The 16,732-nt window shown below is 69.5% G+C and carries 19 protein-coding genes; 10 read left to right on the top strand and 9 right to left on the bottom strand.

Annotation, left to right across the window (positions count from 1 at the left end; genetic code table 11):
• Positions 1 to 251 precede the first annotated feature (251 nt).
• From FHR32_RS03695 to FHR32_RS03685, 3 genes are all read left to right on the top strand, one after another.
• Complete coding sequence (locus FHR32_RS03695; protein WP_184752983.1) at positions 252 to 761, top strand: HNH endonuclease; 510 nt, start codon at positions 252 to 254, stop codon at positions 759 to 761.
• Between the two features lie 53 nt (positions 762 to 814).
• The gene (locus FHR32_RS03690) at positions 815 to 1,636 is read left to right on the top strand and encodes a GNAT family N-acetyltransferase (RefSeq protein ID WP_184752981.1); all 822 of its coding nucleotides are present in this window, start codon (positions 815 to 817) and stop codon (positions 1,634 to 1,636) included.
• A 129-nt stretch (positions 1,637 to 1,765) separates the two neighbouring features.
• The gene (locus tag FHR32_RS03685; RefSeq protein WP_184752979.1) at positions 1,766 to 1,978 is read left to right on the top strand and encodes an FmdB family zinc ribbon protein; all 213 of its coding nucleotides are present in this window, start codon (positions 1,766 to 1,768) and stop codon (positions 1,976 to 1,978) included.
• Here FHR32_RS03685 and FHR32_RS03680 read toward each other — a convergent pair.
• The 3 genes from FHR32_RS03680 to FHR32_RS03670 form a co-directional block, all read right to left on the bottom strand.
• Positions 1,975 to 2,475, bottom strand: a complete 501-nt coding sequence (locus tag FHR32_RS03680; RefSeq protein ID WP_184752977.1) for a helix-turn-helix transcriptional regulator — start codon at positions 2,473 to 2,475, stop codon at positions 1,975 to 1,977. The genes FHR32_RS03685 and FHR32_RS03680 overlap by 4 nt on opposite strands.
• Before the next feature lie 81 nt (positions 2,476 to 2,556).
• Entirely contained in the window at positions 2,557 to 4,395 is a 1,839-nt protein-coding gene (gene ilvD, locus FHR32_RS03675; RefSeq protein WP_184752975.1) for a dihydroxy-acid dehydratase, read from the bottom strand.
• A 179-nt stretch (positions 4,396 to 4,574) separates the two neighbouring features.
• Positions 4,575 to 5,198 (bottom strand): nuclease-related domain-containing protein, encoded by a 624-nt coding sequence (locus FHR32_RS03670; protein ID WP_312881960.1) that lies wholly within the window; start codon positions 5,196 to 5,198, stop codon positions 4,575 to 4,577.
• 447 nt (positions 5,199 to 5,645) lie between these two features.
• Between FHR32_RS03670 and FHR32_RS03665 the strand changes: the two genes are divergently transcribed.
• From FHR32_RS03665 to FHR32_RS03655, 3 genes are all read left to right on the top strand, one after another.
• Positions 5,646 to 5,942 (top strand): hypothetical protein, encoded by a 297-nt coding sequence (locus FHR32_RS03665; RefSeq protein ID WP_184752971.1) that lies wholly within the window; start codon positions 5,646 to 5,648, stop codon positions 5,940 to 5,942.
• Positions 5,943 to 5,947: 5 nt separating this feature from the next.
• Positions 5,948 to 6,310 (top strand): TPM domain-containing protein, encoded by a 363-nt coding sequence (locus FHR32_RS03660; RefSeq protein ID WP_184752969.1) that lies wholly within the window; start codon positions 5,948 to 5,950, stop codon positions 6,308 to 6,310.
• Positions 6,311 to 6,415: 105 nt separating this feature from the next.
• Entirely contained in the window at positions 6,416 to 7,129 is a 714-nt protein-coding gene (locus FHR32_RS03655) for a Pycsar system effector family protein (RefSeq protein WP_184752967.1), read from the top strand.
• Here the strand turns inward: FHR32_RS03655 and FHR32_RS03650 are convergent.
• The 5 genes from FHR32_RS03650 to pepN form a co-directional block, all read right to left on the bottom strand.
• The gene (locus tag FHR32_RS03650; RefSeq protein WP_246465946.1) at positions 7,126 to 7,761 is read right to left on the bottom strand and encodes an MFS transporter; all 636 of its coding nucleotides are present in this window, start codon (positions 7,759 to 7,761) and stop codon (positions 7,126 to 7,128) included. The two genes, FHR32_RS03655 and FHR32_RS03650, sit on opposite strands and share 4 nt — an antisense overlap.
• A gap of 111 nt (positions 7,762 to 7,872) precedes the next feature.
• On the bottom strand, positions 7,873 to 8,469 hold the full coding sequence (locus FHR32_RS03645; RefSeq protein ID WP_184752965.1) for a TetR/AcrR family transcriptional regulator: 597 nt from the start codon (positions 8,467 to 8,469) through the stop codon (positions 7,873 to 7,875).
• A gap of 57 nt (positions 8,470 to 8,526) precedes the next feature.
• Positions 8,527 to 9,543, bottom strand: coding sequence for a hypothetical protein (locus FHR32_RS03640; protein ID WP_184752963.1), 1,017 nt, complete (start codon positions 9,541 to 9,543; stop codon positions 8,527 to 8,529).
• A 161-nt stretch (positions 9,544 to 9,704) separates the two neighbouring features.
• Positions 9,705 to 9,920 carry a hypothetical protein gene (locus tag FHR32_RS03635; protein WP_184752961.1) on the bottom strand — a complete coding sequence of 72 codons (216 nt, stop codon included), beginning with the start codon at positions 9,918 to 9,920 and terminating at the stop codon, positions 9,705 to 9,707.
• 47 nt (positions 9,921 to 9,967) lie between these two features.
• A complete protein-coding gene (pepN, locus tag FHR32_RS03630; protein WP_184752959.1) occupies positions 9,968 to 12,535 on the bottom strand; it encodes an aminopeptidase N in 2,568 nt (855 codons plus the stop codon).
• Positions 12,536 to 12,756: 221 nt separating this feature from the next.
• Between pepN and FHR32_RS03625 the strand changes: the two genes are divergently transcribed.
• The 3 genes from FHR32_RS03625 (at position 12,757) to FHR32_RS03615 (ending at position 15,648) form a co-directional block, all read left to right on the top strand.
• Entirely contained in the window at positions 12,757 to 13,377 is a 621-nt protein-coding gene (locus FHR32_RS03625) for a mycothiol-dependent nitroreductase Rv2466c family protein (protein ID WP_184752957.1), read from the top strand.
• A gap of 278 nt (positions 13,378 to 13,655) precedes the next feature.
• Positions 13,656 to 15,065 (top strand): aldehyde dehydrogenase family protein, encoded by a 1,410-nt coding sequence (locus FHR32_RS03620; protein WP_184752955.1) that lies wholly within the window; start codon positions 13,656 to 13,658, stop codon positions 15,063 to 15,065.
• A 133-nt stretch (positions 15,066 to 15,198) separates the two neighbouring features.
• The gene (locus FHR32_RS03615; protein ID WP_184752953.1) at positions 15,199 to 15,648 is read left to right on the top strand and encodes a hypothetical protein; all 450 of its coding nucleotides are present in this window, start codon (positions 15,199 to 15,201) and stop codon (positions 15,646 to 15,648) included.
• A gap of 19 nt (positions 15,649 to 15,667) precedes the next feature.
• Here FHR32_RS03615 and def read toward each other — a convergent pair whose 3' ends face one another.
• Complete coding sequence (gene def, locus FHR32_RS03610; RefSeq protein WP_184752951.1) at positions 15,668 to 16,156, bottom strand: peptide deformylase; 489 nt, start codon at positions 16,154 to 16,156, stop codon at positions 15,668 to 15,670.
• 97 nt (positions 16,157 to 16,253) lie between these two features.
• On the opposite strand from def, the gene FHR32_RS03605 reads away from it, so the two are divergent.
• Positions 16,254 to 16,721 carry a ribose-5-phosphate isomerase gene (locus tag FHR32_RS03605; protein ID WP_184752949.1) on the top strand — a complete coding sequence of 156 codons (468 nt, stop codon included), beginning with the start codon at positions 16,254 to 16,256 and terminating at the stop codon, positions 16,719 to 16,721.
• Positions 16,722 to 16,732: the final 11 nt, after the last annotated feature.

Raw genomic sequence — 16,732 nt, 5'->3', positions numbered from 1 at the left:
AACCAGTAATGCGGGCATAAAACGTACCAGGCGTCCCTTCAGTCATGTATGGGTGGCTCATTTATGAGTGGCGGGAACGACGATGCAGAAGCCAATATTGGTTGAGGACGGCGCCGTGGTGACCATCCGCTGGGCCGTCCGGCGGAGGTCCTCGTGACGGAAGCATCCGGGCCCCAGGAGGGGCCGCCAACCGGGGCACGCAACGGCGTGCCCCCTCAACTGACGCGTAGTGCAGCGGGAAGGGCCCGCTGATGCGCCAGGTCCTGCTGTTGAACGCCACCTATGAACCCCTGGCCACCCTCTCCCTGCACCGTGCGGTCGTCCTCGTGCTCAGGGAGAAGGCGGATGTCGTGCATCGCGACGGGCGGGGCGCCGTGTTCCGCTCGGCGAGCCGCACGCTCGACGTGCCGTCGGTGATCAGGCTTCGTCGATATGTCCGTATCCCCTATCGGTCGCGGATCCCGCTGACCCGGAACGCGTTGATGCGCCGGGACGACTACCGGTGCGCCTACTGCGGCCAGCGGGCCGAGACCATCGACCATGTGATCCCGCGCTCGCGAGGCGGCCCCCACACCTGGGAGAACTGCGTGGCCTCGTGCACGTCGTGCAACCACCGCAAGGCGGACCGGATGCTGGAGGAACTGGGATGGACGCTGAGCGTCGTCCCGGTGGTGCCACGCGGCGTCCACTGGCGGCTCATCGGCGCGCACGGCGTCGGTGATCCCCTCTGGGCGCCCTACCTGGCGGAGAGCGCGGCCTGACCACAGTGTGACAACCGTTCGCCCCGGCCCGTCCCGTTCGGCACAATCGACATATGGGATGGATGTTCACCTCCAATGTCGAGGTGTATGCCGGGGCGGCGGAGCCGTGGTTGCTGAAAGATCCGGTCCGCAACACCGTGCCGCTCACGCTCCTGCGCGGTATCCGGGCCGGTCTGTGGGGTGACGACGTGCTGCTGGCCTGGCTGGAGCGGGACGGTGAGACCGTCGCCGCGGCGAGTCAGACCCCGCCCCACCCCCTGCTGCTCGCCGACATCCCCACAGAGACCGTCCGCGAACTCGCCACCCGGCTGATCGAGTCCGAACGGGTGGTCCCCGGTGTCTCCGGGCCACTCGCGCAGGTAGAGGCGTTCGCGGGCGCCTGGTGGCGGCCCGAGGCGGAGCGCCGCTCCGAGCGCCTCTACCGGCTCGACGCGCTCGTCCCGCCCCGGCCCTTTCCCGAAGGAGCCGCGCGGACGGCCGTCACGGACGACCTCGACCAGGTGGTCAGATGGTCCAACGACTTCCAGTCCGAGGCCGGCGGGGTCGTGCCCGCCGAGCTGAGGGCACTGGTGGCCAGCAGGATCAGCCGTGAGGAGCTCCTCCTGTGGGAGGTGGACGGGCGACCTGTCGCGTTCGCCGGGGTCTCCTCGCCCATCGCGGGCATGTCCCGGGTCGGCCCGGTCTACACGCCTCCGGAGTTCCGCAGGAAGGGCTACGGCGCGGCGGTCGCCCACGCCGTGACCGCCAAGGCGCTGGCAGGAGGTGTCACGGAGGTCCTGCTCTTCACCGACCTGTCCAACCCCATCTCCAACTCGATCTACCAGGCGATCGGCTACCGGCCGGTGGCCGACTACGCCGCGATCAGCTTCACCTGATCGACGTCTTTCCCGCCGGAGAGACCCTGCCGGCCGATCCGAGCGGTGACGGCCAGACGGAGCGGCCGACAGGGTCCTGAATGCCGAGGCTCTCTGCGGACCTCCGGTGACCTGGGTAACCTGTGTGCCATGCCTCGCTATGACTTCCGCTGCCGCGCCTGCGGGTCCACCTTCGAGCTCTCCCGCCCGATGGCCAGATCCGGCGACCCGGCGCTCTGCCCGCAGGGCCATGACGACACCGTCAAGCTGCTGTCCACGGTCGCCGTCACCGGCGGGTCCGGCGCCCCGGCTCCCCGACCGGCCGGTGGCGGCGGATGTTGTGGCGGAGGCTGCTGCGGTTAGGCCGCCTGCCTGCTCTGGACGGCGCGCTTGCCCTGGAAGGGCAGGAAGTGGTCGGCCAGATGCGGCTGGGCGGGCAGGAAGGTGGGTTCGGTGGCGACGATCCGGTCGAACCGGAAGGCCCGGATGGCGCCGCGCATGCGGCACATCCCCACGAGATACCAGTAGTCGCGATGGACCATGCACGTCACCGGGTCGACGTCGCGGACGGTGATCCGGCCGGACACGTCACGGTAGTGCAGGCGGATCACGAGACGTGAGGTGATCGCGCCGGCGATGGTCCGGGCTCGGTCGGCGACCGGGCCCGGCATCGGGTCGGTGAGGGTTGACAGGGTGGAGGCGACGACGTCGTCGAGCTCCAGGTGCTCGAACGCGTGGCGCAGGCCGCTGCGGGCGGCGGTGGCCTGCGGGCCCGAACCCAGGTGTGCTAGGGACAGGGCGAGGGCGGCGATCTCGGCGGTTGTCAGCGGGCTGGCGTGGGGCTTCGTGACGGTAGCCATACTCTGATGGTACGGCTCGGCACTGACATTTTTCGAAAATCCTGTCGGGTACGGCATGACGTACCCGACAGGATCGCGCCGTCAGCGGGAGAGCTGGGACAGGTCCCGGGAGGCGCCTGTGGAGGCCGAGGTGGTCAGTGCGGCATAGGCCTGCAGCGCGGCGCTCACCGGGCGGTGGCGGTCACGCGGCCGGTAGCCGCCCAGGTCGGCCACGAGCCGCTCGCGGCGGGTGGCCAGCTCCTCCTCGGAGACCTTCAGCTCGATCGAACGGCCCGGGATGTCGATCTCGATGATGTCGCCGTTCTCGACCAGCGCGATGGTGCCGCCCTCTGCGGCCTCGGGGGAGGCGTGGCCGATGGACAGCCCGCTCGTGCCGCCGGAGAAGCGCCCGTCGGTGACCAGCGCGCAGGCCTTGCCCAGACCCTTGCCCTTCAGGAAGGAGGTCGGGTAGAGCATCTCCTGCATGCCCGGCCCGCCCTTCGGCCCCTCGTAGCGGATCACCACGACGTCACCGGCCGTGACCTTGTTGTTCAGGATGCCCTCGACCGCGTCGTCCTGGGACTCGAAGACCACGGCGGGCCCGGAGAACCTCCAGATCGACTCGTCGACACCGGCGGTCTTGACGATGCAGCCCTCCGTGGCGATGTTGCCATAGAGGACGGCCAGTCCGCCGTCGCGGGTGTAGGCGTGCTCGACGTCGCGCACACAGCCCTCGGACCGGTCGAGGTCGAGCGACTCCCAGCGGGCCTCCTGCGAGTAGGGCTTGACGGTGCGGACGTTGCCGGGGGCGGCGTGCCACAGGTCCAGTGCCTCGGGCAGCGCGGTGGCCGACTGCGGGTCCCAGTCGGCGAGGTAGTCGCCCATCGTGCCGCCGTTGACGGTGAAGGCGTCGCGGTGGATCAGACCGCCCCGGTCGAGTTCGCCGAGGAGGGCGGGGATGCCTCCGGCGCGGTGGACGTCCTCCACGTGGTACTTCGCGGTGGCCGGGGCGACCTTGCACAGGCACGGCACCCGCAGCGAGATCTCGTTGATCTCCTTGAGCCCGAAGTCCACCTCGGCCTCGCGGGCCGCGGCGAGGATGTGCAGGATCGTGTTGGTCGAGCCGCCCATCGCCACATCCAGGGCCATGGCGTTCTCGAAGGCGTCCTTGGTGGCGATGCTCCGCGGCAGGACCGTCTCGTCGTCCTGCTCGTAGTAGCGGCGGGTGATCTCCACCAGCCGGCGCCCGGCGTCCTGGAACAGCTTCTTGCGCGCCTTGTGCGTGGCCAGGATCGTGCCGTTGCCCGGCAGCGCCAGGCCGATGGCCTCGGCGAGACAGTTCATCGAGTTGGCGGTGAACATCCCGCTGCACGAACCGCAGGTCGGGCAGGCGTTCTCCTCCATCTCCAGCAGCTCGGCGTCGGAGACGCCGTCGTCGGCGGCGGCGATCATCGGGTCGACCAGGTCGAGCTTGCCGTTGGGCGTCTTGCCGGCCTCCATCGGGCCGCCGGAGACGAAGACCGTGGGGATGTTGAGCCGCAAGGCGGCCAGCAACATGCCCGGGGTGATCTTGTCGCAGTTGGAGACGCAGATGAGAGCGTCGGCGCAGTGCGCGTTCACCATGTATTCGACCGCGTCGGCGATCAGTTCGCGGCTGGGCAGCGAGTAGAGCATGCCGCCGTGGCCCATCGCGATGCCGTCGTCGACCGCGATCGTGTTGAACTCGCGCGGGATCGCGCCGGCCTCGCGGATCGCCCCGGCGACCACGTCGCCGACCTCGCGGAGATGGACGTGCCCGGGGACGAACTGGGTGAAGCTGTTGGCCACCGCGATGATGGGTTTGCCGAAGTCGCCGCCGGCTACGCCCGTCGCCCGGAGCAGGGCTCTGGCTCCGGCCATGTTTCTGCCGTGGGTGACCGTACGCGACCTGAGGGCGGGCATGAGGCTTCTCCCATCATTGAAACCGTGTCCTCAAATGGTACGGCCACCGCCCGGTGCGTGAGACGCCCTGTCCACGACACGAGATGTCCGGGGTGTGAAAGCGGGACGGGAGCCATCGGCGCGAGATGTCCGGGGCATCCCGCGGGTGGCTCCCGTCGGATACGGAGACGACGCCGGCGTCAGGACTCGGGGTAGCGGGCGGGCAGGACCTGCTCGGCCGCCTCGTAGATCCTCTGGATCTCGGCGTCGGTGAGTGACCGTTCGCGCTTGGTGATCCATTTACGGACACGGCTGCCGTCGAAGACGTCGACCTCGCGGACGTTGAGGATCTTCCAGGGGATCGCCGGCCCGTAGATCGCCAGGGACGGGACGATCGCCACCTCGTGGCCGAGTGCCGCACCGATCAGCTCGGCCGCCTGGGACGCCTCCCAGCGTGCCTCGTCGAGACGGGGCTTCTGGTTGAACGGCCCGTGGAACAGCTTGCGGTGCGACTGGACCCGGACAGGCAGTCGCTTGTCCCATTTCTCCGAGTCCACGGCGTACACGCCGGTGGGGCCCACGACCAGGTGGTCGATCTGGGCCTCGCTGTTGGGGATCGCGCGGGCGTGCAGGGTGCGGTAGCCACCTCGCTCCAGCCTCTTGAGCTGGGCCTCCGTCCGTCGCTCCGCGACCGAGGCGCGCCGCCAGGCCGGCACGGTCGAGGCGGTGCGGGCACGCAGCACCGTGTCGACGATCGCGGCCAGGACGGCGGCGGTGACCCCCAGCCGCCAACTCGACAGCAGGATGCCCGCGACCACTCCCACCCCGACCGCGATCAGGACGCGACGCCGCAGGTGGAGGTACTTGGGATGGTCGAGCAGACTGCGCAGGGAAGCGCGCTCAACGGGTGCGTAAGCAGACGCGGGTGCGGTGGGTCGAGACGTCGGCCTGTCCTCGGCCGGTCGGTCATTGACCCAAATAGGTGACGTAGTGTTACCGTCTTCTGGTACCTGACCGGAATCCACGTCACTCACGGTAGCTGACGTCCCCGGGGGTGCCTAGTATTAGGTATCTCATACTTTTGTGACCACCGTCACTTGCATAGCGCCGTTCTGATCCGGGTATCTACACATTTCCTCTCTAGAGAACCCGGCCATCTGCTCCTACTGCGCGGGGCGTGATCTCCTCCCCGTGATCGGAGCCGGCGGATGTCCACCGGCTGTCGGGGAGCGCCCTCGACGAGTTTTCACCACAGGTCTACCGTTGATGGTGTGGACGCGATCCAGGTCCTCGGATTTCTCATCGGGGTCTCCGCAAGTCTGTTCTTGATCATCACTCTGCTGGTGACCCTTCCCGGCAAGGTGCGCCGGAACGCGGCCCGGACCACCTCGGCCTGTGCGGTCTGGTTCGGCGGCCCGTTCCACAGCGAGCGGGGCGAGGGCACCTGCGCTCCGCTGCCGGCGGACGGGGACGACTTCCGGGCTCGGGCGTCGCAGGTGGACTGGGTCTCGCTGGCGGAGCTCTCCGAGCCGGGCCGGCACGTCGGCGGGGCGTCGGCGGGATGGTGAGGGCGATGCGGGTCCTGAGCCCGTCCCAGGCCGAAAACGTCCGTGAGGCGCTCCGCGCCGCCGAGCACCGCAGCGGCCTGCGCTTCGCCGCCTATCTCGGGCCGGCCGTCGGCCCGCACCGCCATTTCTCCGAACGGCTGCACGCCGCGCTGGGTGAGGAGGCCGCACGGGCCGTGCTCGTCTTCGTCGATCCCGCGGGAAGGGCCCTGGAGATCGTCACAGGCCCCCAGGCAAGGTGGAGGCTCCCGGACGTGGAGTGCCATCTGACCGCCATGAGGATGGCGCACGCCCTCGGCGGGGGAGATCTGGCGGGCGGCCTCGTCACCGGCGTGGGACTGCTCGCGGACCTGGCTTCCCGCTCCAGGTGACCCGTCACGGAAAGCTGCGCGTCCCGCGGGGCGGTACGCCGGTGGCGGGGGAGTTCCCGGTCTTTTCAGAGCCGGGAGGAGGTCGGTTTCTCGCATAATCGGGTAGTGCTGAAAACCGTACGTGACACGCTGGCGGGTCGGATCTCCGGGGGAGGCGCGGTGGGGGAGGATCGGGACGAGACCCTTTCCTACATCACGGGGGTGCTCGCCGACGTGCGCGTCGACATCGGCATGGCCGACCGGAAGGCCGCCGTGCTGCTGGCGGCGGCCGTCGCCGGTGTGTTCCTGGGGAACGGCTGGAGGCCGGACAGGTTACCCGGCGAGGTGGAGTGGCTCTGGTGGACAGGTGTCTTCTTCTGCGTGACGGGAATCCTGATGCTGGTCGGAGCCCTCTACCCCCGCAGCGCGCGGCTTGCCGGACGGACGGTGGAGCGCCGCCGTTCCTACGCCGCACGCACGCACGCCGAGAGCCCGAGGGCCGATGACACCGAGCCTGAAGACTCCCGGGCCGGTGCCTTCGCCCGTAGCGCCCTCGCGGAGCTGAGGGCGCGCACGGCCAGACGAGACACCCGTGTCCGGGCCGATCAGCTCCTGCTGCGGATCAGGGCCCTCAGTGCTCTCGCCGACGCCAAGAAGCGTTACATCCGGAGAGGGAGGATCCTGCTGGCGGCCTCCGTCATCTGCTGCGCTCTCTCGCTGGTCATCGGTCAGGCCATCACGTCGTGGGACTTCTTCGGCAGGCCGATGGCCCCCGCCGTCCAGCCGGTGCCCGCAGCGGGGCACTGCGCTCCGTCCGGCGTCTGCGGCGGGTCCTCCTAGGCCGCCTGCTTCTTCCCGTCCGTGACGGATCCCATGTCCGTGAGGGGCCCGTCCGATGACGGCACCGGCGCGGATCGGCGGACGAGCTCGGGGAGAAGCGTGAGGAGCCCGAGCGTGGCCAGGGCGGCGCCGAGCCAGAGCGGGGCCCGCAGGCCGAAGCCGTCGATGGCCATCCCCCCGGCCGAGGAGCCGATGATGACACCCAGGGTGATGAAGGAGGAGTGGACGGTGTTGACCGGTGGCCCGGTGTTGCCGGTGCGCTGGACGCGGGTGACCATCGCCGGGTTCATGGTGACGCCGACCAGGCCGATGCCCAGCATGAACACCACCGACGGGCCACTGAGGTGGGCGAGCAGGGCGAAGCCGGCGGCCTCCTGCCGGAAACCGCCGCCGTGGCCTTCGGCGCGCTCCAGCCGGGGCACGCCGATCATCGTGGCGAGCGCGGCGAGGACGGTGAGGGCGCTGACGGCCCAGAAGGCGGCCCGCCAGCCCAGATGTTCTCCGATCAGCGTGGACAGCGGCAGGCCCAGCAGGGTGCCTGCCATCAACCCGTTCATGACCACCGCGATGGCCCGGCCGCGGACCTGCGGACGCGACAGCTGAACCGCCAGCATGTAGACAGCACGGGGCATGACGGGTGCTCCTGTGTTCGGCGGCTACTGTTTTGCATCGATCGATGCAAAATTCGGGCGTGCGGATGCGTCGCAGGTGGCCTGCGGTGGGTGGGTGGGCCGGCCGGCGGGTCAGTGGGTCAGGGTGTCCAACGCCGTTCCCGCGATGGATTCCAGGGCGGCGCGGTCCGCGCCGCCCTGGGCGGCCACCCGGATTCCGGCGATCACGGCGTTGGCGAACCGGGCGAGTGCGTCCGGGTCCCGCGTGGAGGCGATGTCGCCGTCGCGTTGCCCTGCCTCGATGGCGGTCCGGAAGGATTCCAGTCGCCTGGTCGTGTCGCGATCCAGCAGCCGGGCGATCTCCGCGTCGCGCCCGGCGAGCTCCACCGTGGTGTTGACGGTCAGGCAGCCGAAGCCGCGGCCGTTCCGCCGATTCTCGGACTCATCATTGACGATCTTGGCGAACAGTGCGCGGATCCGCTCGACGGCCGGCCGGCCCTGGTCCTCCAGGATCTCCCGCTGGGCGGTGGTCATGGTGTCGATGTAACGGATCAGCGCACGTTTGAACAGCTCGTGCTTACTGGTGAAGGCGTTGTAGACGCTGCTGCGGTCCAGGCCGACGGCCTCGCACAGATCCCGGGTCGTGGTGGCCTCGTAGCCGTTGGCCCAGAAGACGCGCATCGCCGTGTCCAGGACCCGTTCCTCGTCGAATGTCCTCGGTCTAGCCATGAGGGAACGCTACAGATTTTACACCGGTCAATGCAAAACGGCGCCCGGCCCTCCGCCTCACCGCTCTTGCCCGGCCGTCCGGGCGGGTCTCGGAGGCGGGTCACCCGCTTCCCGGGAGCGCAGGAGCTTCACCAGATGCACGGTGATGTCCTCCAGCAGTGTCGAGGGGAGCACGGGCGCGGCGGCGATGGCGGCGAACAGGCGGGGCAGGCCCGGCAGGGGGAAGCCGTCGTCTATGGCCGCCTCGGCGCCCACCTCGGTCTTGCTCAGGATCGTCTGGCTGCGCTGCCAGGCGTCGAGGACCTCCTCGGGGGAGGGCACGCCGAACCCGTGGCCCACCGGGGCCGCGTGGCGCAGCCGTACCAGGGGGGTGTCGGCGAAGGTCAGCGCCACCCGGGCGCGTGCGGAGAGGTCCTCTCGGCGGCCGGGCTCCACCCAGTCCATCGCGGTGCAGGGGTTGCGGCAGGTGGCCACACAGGTGGCGAGCGCGCCCGAGACCTGGCTGTGCTGGCGGTCCAGGTAGGCTCGCCAGCCCTCGGCGGGCTCCCCGGCCACCCGCAGGGTCCTGCTGGCGGCCGACTGCTCCGGCTTCGTGTGGTCGCACGCGCGGTCGCCGATCACGCCGAACCTGCTGCCCGGGGCGCTGAGACCGGGAGGCCAGCGCACCGGATCGCCCGCGTTGCCGAGCACCGACTCGAAGGCGAGCAGCGGCAGATACTCGCTGGCGATGTGGACGGCGGCCACCATGGAGCTCAGCTCGCGCCGGTGCCAGCGGACCGCGATCGTCTCCAGCAGCAGCCCGTAGGCGGGTCGCAGTGACTCCAGCGCGCCGCGCGGCTGCTCCCGCGGGGTCTGCGGCATGGTGCACGCCCGTGCCCGGCGCCTCAGATCGTTGGGTACGGCCCGCGCCTCGGCGGCGAAGTCCTCGGCGTCGAGCGAGAGCAGTCGCTGCCCGAACTCGCACACCGCCTCGATCTCGTCGGCGTCTCCGACGATGCCCGAGGCGAGCGCCCCGAGGTCGCCGAAGGCATATCTGCGCGCCAGGGAGACGAGTAGATCATGTGCGGATTCCACTTGATCACCTTCTCATGGCGTCAGAACGACAAATGGCGTTATCAGCGCATAGTACGGACTCGATGTGTTCTCCCAGGTAAAGCATGTTCTTATCATCAGGTGGCGGTGATCACCGCATCGATCGTGACGCTGCGGCCCGGCCGCCGGCCCGGGTGGCGCGGTCAGGGCCGGTAGGCGTCCAGGCAAGCGCGGACCCGCTCGGCGTGCTGCCGCCACCTCGCCGGAACGCCTCCGGCCTGCCGTACCGTGGTCGCGGAACTCCGGTAGACGCCGACCAGGTTGAGGGCGGGATCGCCCGGCACGTCGGCGCGCTCGTCTCGCTGGCGCCGGGGCACGACCTGGCGACGGCCGGCCGTCCGACGTCGCCGGGAGCGCACGAGCGCCCCCCGCCGTGACGGCGAGGGGCGCTCGGGGTGGAGAGGGGTCAGGCCGCGGAGGTGTCCTTGGCCTGCGCGCGCAGGGCGCGGCCGATGCCGTCGGCGCCCTCCAGCAGGAGGCGCCTGAGGGCGTGCGGGGGCTCCTGGGCGGAGATGAAGTCCTGGGTCCTGGCGACGGTCTCCGGGGAGATGGACAGGGCCGGGTAGCAGCCGGTGGCGAAGTTCTGGGCGCTGTCGAAGGTCCAGGTCTTCCAGATCCGGCCGATCTCCTCGAAGTACTTCGTGGCGTACGGCTCCAGCAGATCCGGGTGGCGCGGGTCCATGAACCCGACGATGGTCGATCGGAGCAGGGCGCCGCTCAGCTTGCCCTCGGTCATCGCGGCCCAGGCCTTCGCCTTGCCCTCGGCCGTCGGGATCGCCGCGCGCGACAGCGCGGCGGAGCGCTCACCGGTGGCCGTGGCGTCGCGCAGGAGCTCCTCGGCGATGTCGCCCTCACCGAGCACGCCGCCGGAGACCAGGGCCTGGATGAGGGTCCAGCGCAGGTCGGTGTCCACGGTCAGGCCGTCGAGCACGGTCGAGCCGTCCAGCAGGCCCGCCAGGAACGCCAGGTCCTCGGGGGAGGTCGCCGCGGCGGACAGGGCGTTGACATAGGCGAGCTGGTGGTCGGAGCCGGGCTCGGCCCCGGCGACCAGGGAGCGCAGGGAGGAGGTCAGCAGGGTCAGCCCCTGGGCGCGCCAGGCCGGGTCGGCATACTGCTGGACGGCCAGGCGGGCCTGGCGGAGCACCGTCTGCGCGACGGTGATGTCCTTGACCGACGCGATGCCGGAGATGGCGAGCGCGACGTAGTCACGGGTGGACATCTCTGCGTCACGGGTCATGTCCCAGGCGGCCGACCAGCACAGGGCGCGCGGCAGCGACTCGGTGAAACGGGCGATGCCGCCGTCCACCAGCGTCCGCAGCGAGCGCTCGTCGAGCCGGATCTTGGCATAGGTGAGGTCGTCGTCGTTGATCAGAATCAGGTCGGGCTGGACCTCGCCGACCAGCTCGGTCACCGCCGTACGGGCGCCGACCACGTCGAGCTCGACCCGCCTGGTGCGGACCAGCGCTTCCCCCTGCAGGGAGTACAGGCCGATGGCGACGCGGTGCGAACGCAGCGTCGGATAGTCGGCCGGGGCCTCCTGCAGCACCTCGAACTCGAGGAAACGGCCTTCTGCGTCGGTGGTGAACGACGGGCGCAGCGTGTTGACCCAGGAGGTCTCCAGCCACTCCTTGGACCACGACGACAGGTCACGGCCCGAGGTGCGCTCCAGTGCGGCCAGCAGGTCCGCGAGCGTGGTGTTGCCCCAGGCGTGCTCGTTGAAGTAGTCGCGGACACCGGCCAGGAAGTTGTCCAGTCCCACGTAGGCGACGAGCTGCTTGAGCACCGAGGCGCCCTTGGCGTAGGTGATGCCGTCGAAGTTGACCTCGACCGCGTGCATGTCGACGATGTCGGCGGCGATCGGGTGGGTCGAGGGCAGCTGGTCCTGGCGGTAGGCCCAGGACTTCTCCACGTTGGCGAAGGTCGTCCACGCGCCCTGGCCCCAGCGGGTGGCCTCGGCCTGGCAGAGCACCGACGCGTAGGTGGCGAACGACTCGTTCAGCCACAGGTCGTCCCACCAGCGCATGGTGACCAGGTCGCCGAACCACATGTGCGCCATCTCGTGCAGGATCGTCTCGGCGCGGCGCTCGATGATCGCGTCGGTGACGCGGGAGCGGAAGACGTAGTCCTCCAGGAAGGTCACGCAGCCGGCGTTCTCCATCGCGCCCGCGTTGAACTCGGGTACGAAGAGCTGGTCGTACTTCCCGAACGGGTAGCGGACGCCGAAGACCTTGTGGAAGAAGTCGAAGCCCTGCCGGGTGATCTCGAAGAGGTTGTCGGCGTCGAGGTGCTCGGCGAGCGAGGCGCGGCAGTAAAGGCCCAGCGGGATGCCGTCGTGCTCGGAGGTCACCTTGTGGTACGGCCCGGCGCACAGGGCGGTGATGTAGGTGGACATCACCGGGGTGGCGGGGAAATGCCACCGTTTGGCGGCCTGGAGAGCGCCGTGACGGCCGTGGTGCTCCACCAGGTCCTCGGCGGCGTCGGGCGCCGAGTTGGAGATGACCTCCCAGTAGGAGGGCGCGAGCACGGTCAGCTCGAAGGTCGCCTTCAAATCGGGCTGGTCGAAACAGGCGTACATCCGGTGGGCGTCGGCCGTCTCGAACTGGCTGTGCAGGTAGACGCTCTTGTCGACCGGGTCGACGAAGCGGTGCAGGCCCTCGCCGGTGCGGGTGTAGGAGCAGTCGGCGTCGACGCGCAGCTCGTTGGTCTCGGCCAGTCCCGGCAGCGGTAGCCGTCCCGTCTCCTGGTCGTAGGCGCTCACGTCCAGCTCGGTGCCGTTCAGCACGGCCTTGCGCACCTTGGCGTCGGCCAGGTCGATGAACGTGTCCGCACCCGGCTGAGCACTGGTGAACCGGACCGTGGTGACGCTTTCGAAACGCTCCTCACCCTCGGTCAGGTCGAGCTCCACCGCGTATGACTGCACACTGAGCAGACGCGCGCGCGCACGGGCCTCGTCACGGGTCAGATTGCCTGCCACTACCGCTCCCTCGTCACAACTTCCCCCGCTCCGTTGCGAAGGGGTTCCTGAATCTTGCCACGTGAGACAGAAGATCGCCGCCCTGAAGGCCTCGGAGCGAGCAGATCGCTTCATCTGAGGATAAAGCGGCCCGTCAACGCAGTAATCGCTACCTGGAATAGGGGACTTGGCGACATGGGTTGTCGCTACGTGAAGAACCTTCACGATCAGAAAGCTGAGAGATGACTGAGCGCACCCCGGTCGACCTCTGGTTCGACCCCTTCTGCCCGTGGGCGTGGATGACCTCCCGCTGGCTGCTGGAAGTGGAGAAGGTGCGGCCGATCGAGCCGCGCTGGCACATCATGAGCCTCAACGTGCTCAACGAGGGCAAGGACGTGCCCGAGAGCTACCGCGAGATGATCGGCAAGGCCATCGGCCCGGTCCGTGTGGTCGCCGCGGTGCAGCAGAAGTACGACTCCGCGACCGTCGGCCGGCTCTACACCGAGCTCGGCACCCGCTTCCACAACCAGGGCCGGCTCAAGCAGCTCGACACGCTCCGCGAGACCATCGAGGAGGCGCTGGAGGCGGCCGGGCTCGACCGTGGGTTCGCCGACGCGATGGACTCCGAGGAGTTCGACGAGGCCCTGCGCGCCTCGCACAACGACGGCATCGACCGGGTCGGCCAGGAGGTCGGCACCCCGGTGATCGCGGTCGAGGATGTGGCGTTCTTCGGCCCGGTCGTCTCGCCGGCGCCCAAGGGCGAAGAGGCGGGCAGGCTCTGGGACGGCGTCCGCCTGGTGGCCGGCACCGACGGCTTCTTCGAGATCAAGCGCTCCCGCACCCGGGGGCCGATCTTCGACTGACCCGCGCGCCCCGTCCTCCTCGCCCGTCCAACCGGGTAGGACGGGGACACTGGAGGGTAGCCATCCACTTTTATATGGATATTACGAGTTCTTAAGGATCTCGGTAATTTATTACTTATGGGGATCCTTCGCCGTACCCTCCTCGCGGAGGGCGGCCGCGTGCTCGATACGAGGGAAAGCCACATCCGGCTGAATTTCGATCTTGACGCGGCCGAGTCGGCATCCCGTGACCTGCCGGGCTCTCGCCTTATGACAGTTCACACGCAAGGATGAGAGCTATGCGTCACCTTTATCTGAACGGAGCCTGGCGGGCGTCGGCGTCGGGCGAGAGCATCGACGTCGTCAACCCCGCGACCGAGGAGGCCATCGACAGGGTGCCCGCGGGTTCGCCCTCCGACGTCGAGGCCGCCGTGTCCGCCGCCCGCGCGGCCCTGCCCTCGTGGTCGGGCACGCCCTCCGCCGAGCGGGGCAAGATCCTCGCCGCGGCCGCCGAGCTGATACGAGAACGCTCCGAGCAGATCGCCAGGATCATCACCACGGACATGGGTGCGCCGTACGGCGTGGCGATGAAGGTGCAGACGCTGATGCCGGCCGGGGTGCTGGCCTTCTACGGCCAGCTGGCCGAGACCTACGACTTCGAGGGCGGCCGGGTCGGCAACTCCCGCATCTTCCGGGAACCGGTCGGTGTGATCGCCGCCATCACGCCGTGGAACTACCCGCTCCACCAGATCGTGTGCAAGGTGGGCCCGGCCCTCGCCGCGGGGTGCACGGTGGTGCTCAAGCCCAGCGAGGTGGCGCCGCTGGCGGCCTTCGCCCTTGCCGGGATCTTCGACGAGGTCGGGCTGCCCGCCGGGGTGTTCAACATGGTGAGTGGCTATGGCCCGGTGATAGGGGAGGCGCTGGTCACCCATCCCGACGTGGACATGGTGTCGTTCACCGGCTCCACCAGGGCGGGCCGGCGGGTCGCCTCGCTCGCAGCCGAGACCGTCAAACGGGTGGCCCTGGAGCTCGGCGGCAAGTCGGCCAGCGTGGTCCTGCCGGACGCCGACCTGGCCGCGGCGGCCAAGGTGACCGTGGCCAACGCCTTCCTCAACTCGGGTCAGACCTGCTCGGCCTGGACACGCATGATCGTCCATCGGGACCAGTACGACGATGTCGTCGGGCTCGCCGTCGAGGCCGCCGGAAAATACACCGTCGGCGACCCCTTCGACGAGCTCACCCGCCTCGGCCCGCTGGTCTCCGCCGTGCAGCGCGACCGGGTCGTCCGCTACATCAACCGGGGCCAGGAGGAAGGGGCCCGGCTGGTCGCCGGAGGCACCGACCGGCCCCTGGACCGGGGCTTCTACGTGGAGCCCACGGTGTTCGCCGGGGTGGAGCCGGGGATGGTGATCGAGCAGGAGGAGATCTTCGGTCCGGTTCTGACGATCATCCCCTACACCCGCGGCGAGGACGAGGCCGTCGCCATCGCCAACGGCACTCCCTACGGACTGGCCGGCGCGGTGTGGGCGGGCAGCGAGGAACGCGCGATCTCCGTCGCGCGGCGCCTGCGCACCGGCCAGGTGGCCGTCAACGGCGGCCAGTTCAACCCGCTGGCTCCCTTCGGGGGCTACAAGCAGTCGGGCCTGGGACGCGAGCTGGGCGAGTTCGGGCTTGAGGAGTATCTGGAGATCAAGTCGATCCAGCTGTGACCCCCCGGAGGCCACCGCCCCACCCCTGGCCGGCTTATCCGACGGTGCTGATCGGTGTCGCACGTATGGCCACCACGGAATGTTCCGGGTAAACCAGTGCTGAGGGAAGTTCCGCCTCTCAGAAGGGCGCCGGATGAAACTGGGCACCAAGCGTCTGGGCGCGTTCGACCTGGTGATCATCGTGGGCGGGCTGATGCTGGTGCTGCTCGCCGCAACGAACCTCGGATCGGCTCTGGCAGCCCTCCGCGGTGCGGGCACATGGGGCACCTTCACCGCCCAACGGGTCGAGTGCGTCCAGCATCCCGGCCACGAGCAGTGCAGCTGGCTGGGAGAGTTCCGGAGCGGCAGGCGGCTACGCCCGGAGATCACGCTCTACGGCGCCGACCGGGAGACGTTCGTTCCCGGCCAGGTGGTCAGGGCCTTCGACACCGGCCGCCGGGGCCACGTCTACGGTCCCGGCGGCTCGAACGAGTGGGTCATGATCGCGCTGCTCCTCGTGGCCGGCCTCGGCCTGGCGGCCTGGCCGCTGCTGCGCCGGAGCGGGAGGGGCGGCGGAAGCGCCGGCGCGGACTCGTCCGGCTGACGGCGCGGAGCCCGGCCGGTCAGGGCGCCTGGAGGAGGACCTTCCGTGCGGCGTCCTTGGCGAGGCGGTCGACGTAGAGCAGCCCTTCAAGGTGATCGGTCTCGTGCTGGAAACAGCGTGCCAGCAGGCCACGGGCCCTGTACTGGACCGGCCGGCCCAGGCGGTCGAGACCGCGGACGGTGACCCCGGCGGCCCGGGGAGTCCTGGCGTAGATCGGTGTGCCGGTGTCGCGGCTGGGCACCGACAGGCAGCCCTCCTCGTCGACGACCTCCTCCTCGTCGTCGACCGTCAGCACGGGATTGATCACATGGCCCTTGCGGTGGCTGCAGTCGTAGACGAAGATCCGTTTCGACACGCCGATCTGCGGACCGGCCAGGCCGACGCCCTGCGCGGCGTACATGGCGGCGAACATCTCGTCGATCAGGCGGCGCAGGTCGCGGTCGAAGTCGACGATCGGCTCGGCGGGCGTGCGCAGGACCGGATCCCCGACCACTCGGATGTCACGCATGGGGACTCTCTCTTGTAAGGGTTGGAATGGCATACCGGTCGTTACTCTAGTGGGGGCGGGGGTCGAGCCGTCCACACACACCTGCAAAACTGGGCGGGTGCGCGTCTACATCGGTGCCGACCATGCCGGCTATGAGCTCAAGAATCACGTCGTCTCCTGGTTGAAGGAGCACGGCCACGAGGTGACGGACTGCGGGCCGTTCGTGTACGACCCCGAGGACGACTACCCGCCGTTCGTCCTGCGGGCGGCCGAAGGCGTCGCGGAGGACCCCGGCAGCCTGGGAATCGTCATCGGCGGCTCGGGCAACGGGGAGCAGATCGCGGCCAACAAGGTGCGCGGCATCCGCGCCGCCCTGGCGTGGAGCGAGGAGACCGCCAGGCTCGCCCGCGAGCACAACAACGCCAACGTCGTCAGCGTCGGCTCGCGGATGCACACGCAGGAGGACGCGACCCGGTTCGTCGAGGTCTTCCTGAGCACCGCCTACTCGGGCGCCGAGCGGCACAACCGCCGGATCGCGCAGCTCACCTCCTACGAGACCATCGGCCAGCTCCCGTCGTTGCCGTAGACCCGGACCGA

It is taken from the genome of Streptosporangium album, assembly GCF_014203795.1.
GTDB classification, from domain to species: Bacteria; Actinomycetota; Actinomycetes; order Streptosporangiales; family Streptosporangiaceae; genus Streptosporangium; species Streptosporangium album.
This window is presented reverse-complemented; position numbering and strand designations above follow the sequence as displayed.

Coding starts and splice junctions, on each gene's coding strand:
- FHR32_RS03620 (WP_184752955.1), top strand. CDS start 13,656: ATGCGTCACCTTTATCTGAACGGAGCCTGGCGGGCGTCGGCGTCGGGC.
- FHR32_RS03650 (WP_246465946.1), bottom strand. CDS start 7,761: ATGCCCCGTGCTGTCTACATGCTGGCGGTTCAGCTGTCGCGTCCGCAG.
- FHR32_RS03685 (WP_184752979.1), top strand. CDS start 1,766: ATGCCTCGCTATGACTTCCGCTGCCGCGCCTGCGGGTCCACCTTCGAG.
- def (WP_184752951.1), bottom strand. CDS start 16,156: ATGCGTGACATCCGAGTGGTCGGGGATCCGGTCCTGCGCACGCCCGCC.
- FHR32_RS03625 (WP_184752957.1), top strand. CDS start 12,757: ATGACTGAGCGCACCCCGGTCGACCTCTGGTTCGACCCCTTCTGCCCG.
- FHR32_RS03660 (WP_184752969.1), top strand. CDS start 5,948: ATGCGGGTCCTGAGCCCGTCCCAGGCCGAAAACGTCCGTGAGGCGCTC.
- FHR32_RS03645 (WP_184752965.1), bottom strand. CDS start 8,469: ATGGCTAGACCGAGGACATTCGACGAGGAACGGGTCCTGGACACGGCG.
- FHR32_RS03680 (WP_184752977.1), bottom strand. CDS start 2,475: ATGGCTACCGTCACGAAGCCCCACGCCAGCCCGCTGACAACCGCCGAG.
- FHR32_RS03695 (WP_184752983.1), top strand. CDS start 252: ATGCGCCAGGTCCTGCTGTTGAACGCCACCTATGAACCCCTGGCCACC.
- FHR32_RS03615 (WP_184752953.1), top strand. CDS start 15,199: ATGAAACTGGGCACCAAGCGTCTGGGCGCGTTCGACCTGGTGATCATC.
- FHR32_RS03690 (WP_184752981.1), top strand. CDS start 815: ATGGGATGGATGTTCACCTCCAATGTCGAGGTGTATGCCGGGGCGGCG.
- ilvD (WP_184752975.1), bottom strand. CDS start 4,395: ATGCCCGCCCTCAGGTCGCGTACGGTCACCCACGGCAGAAACATGGCC.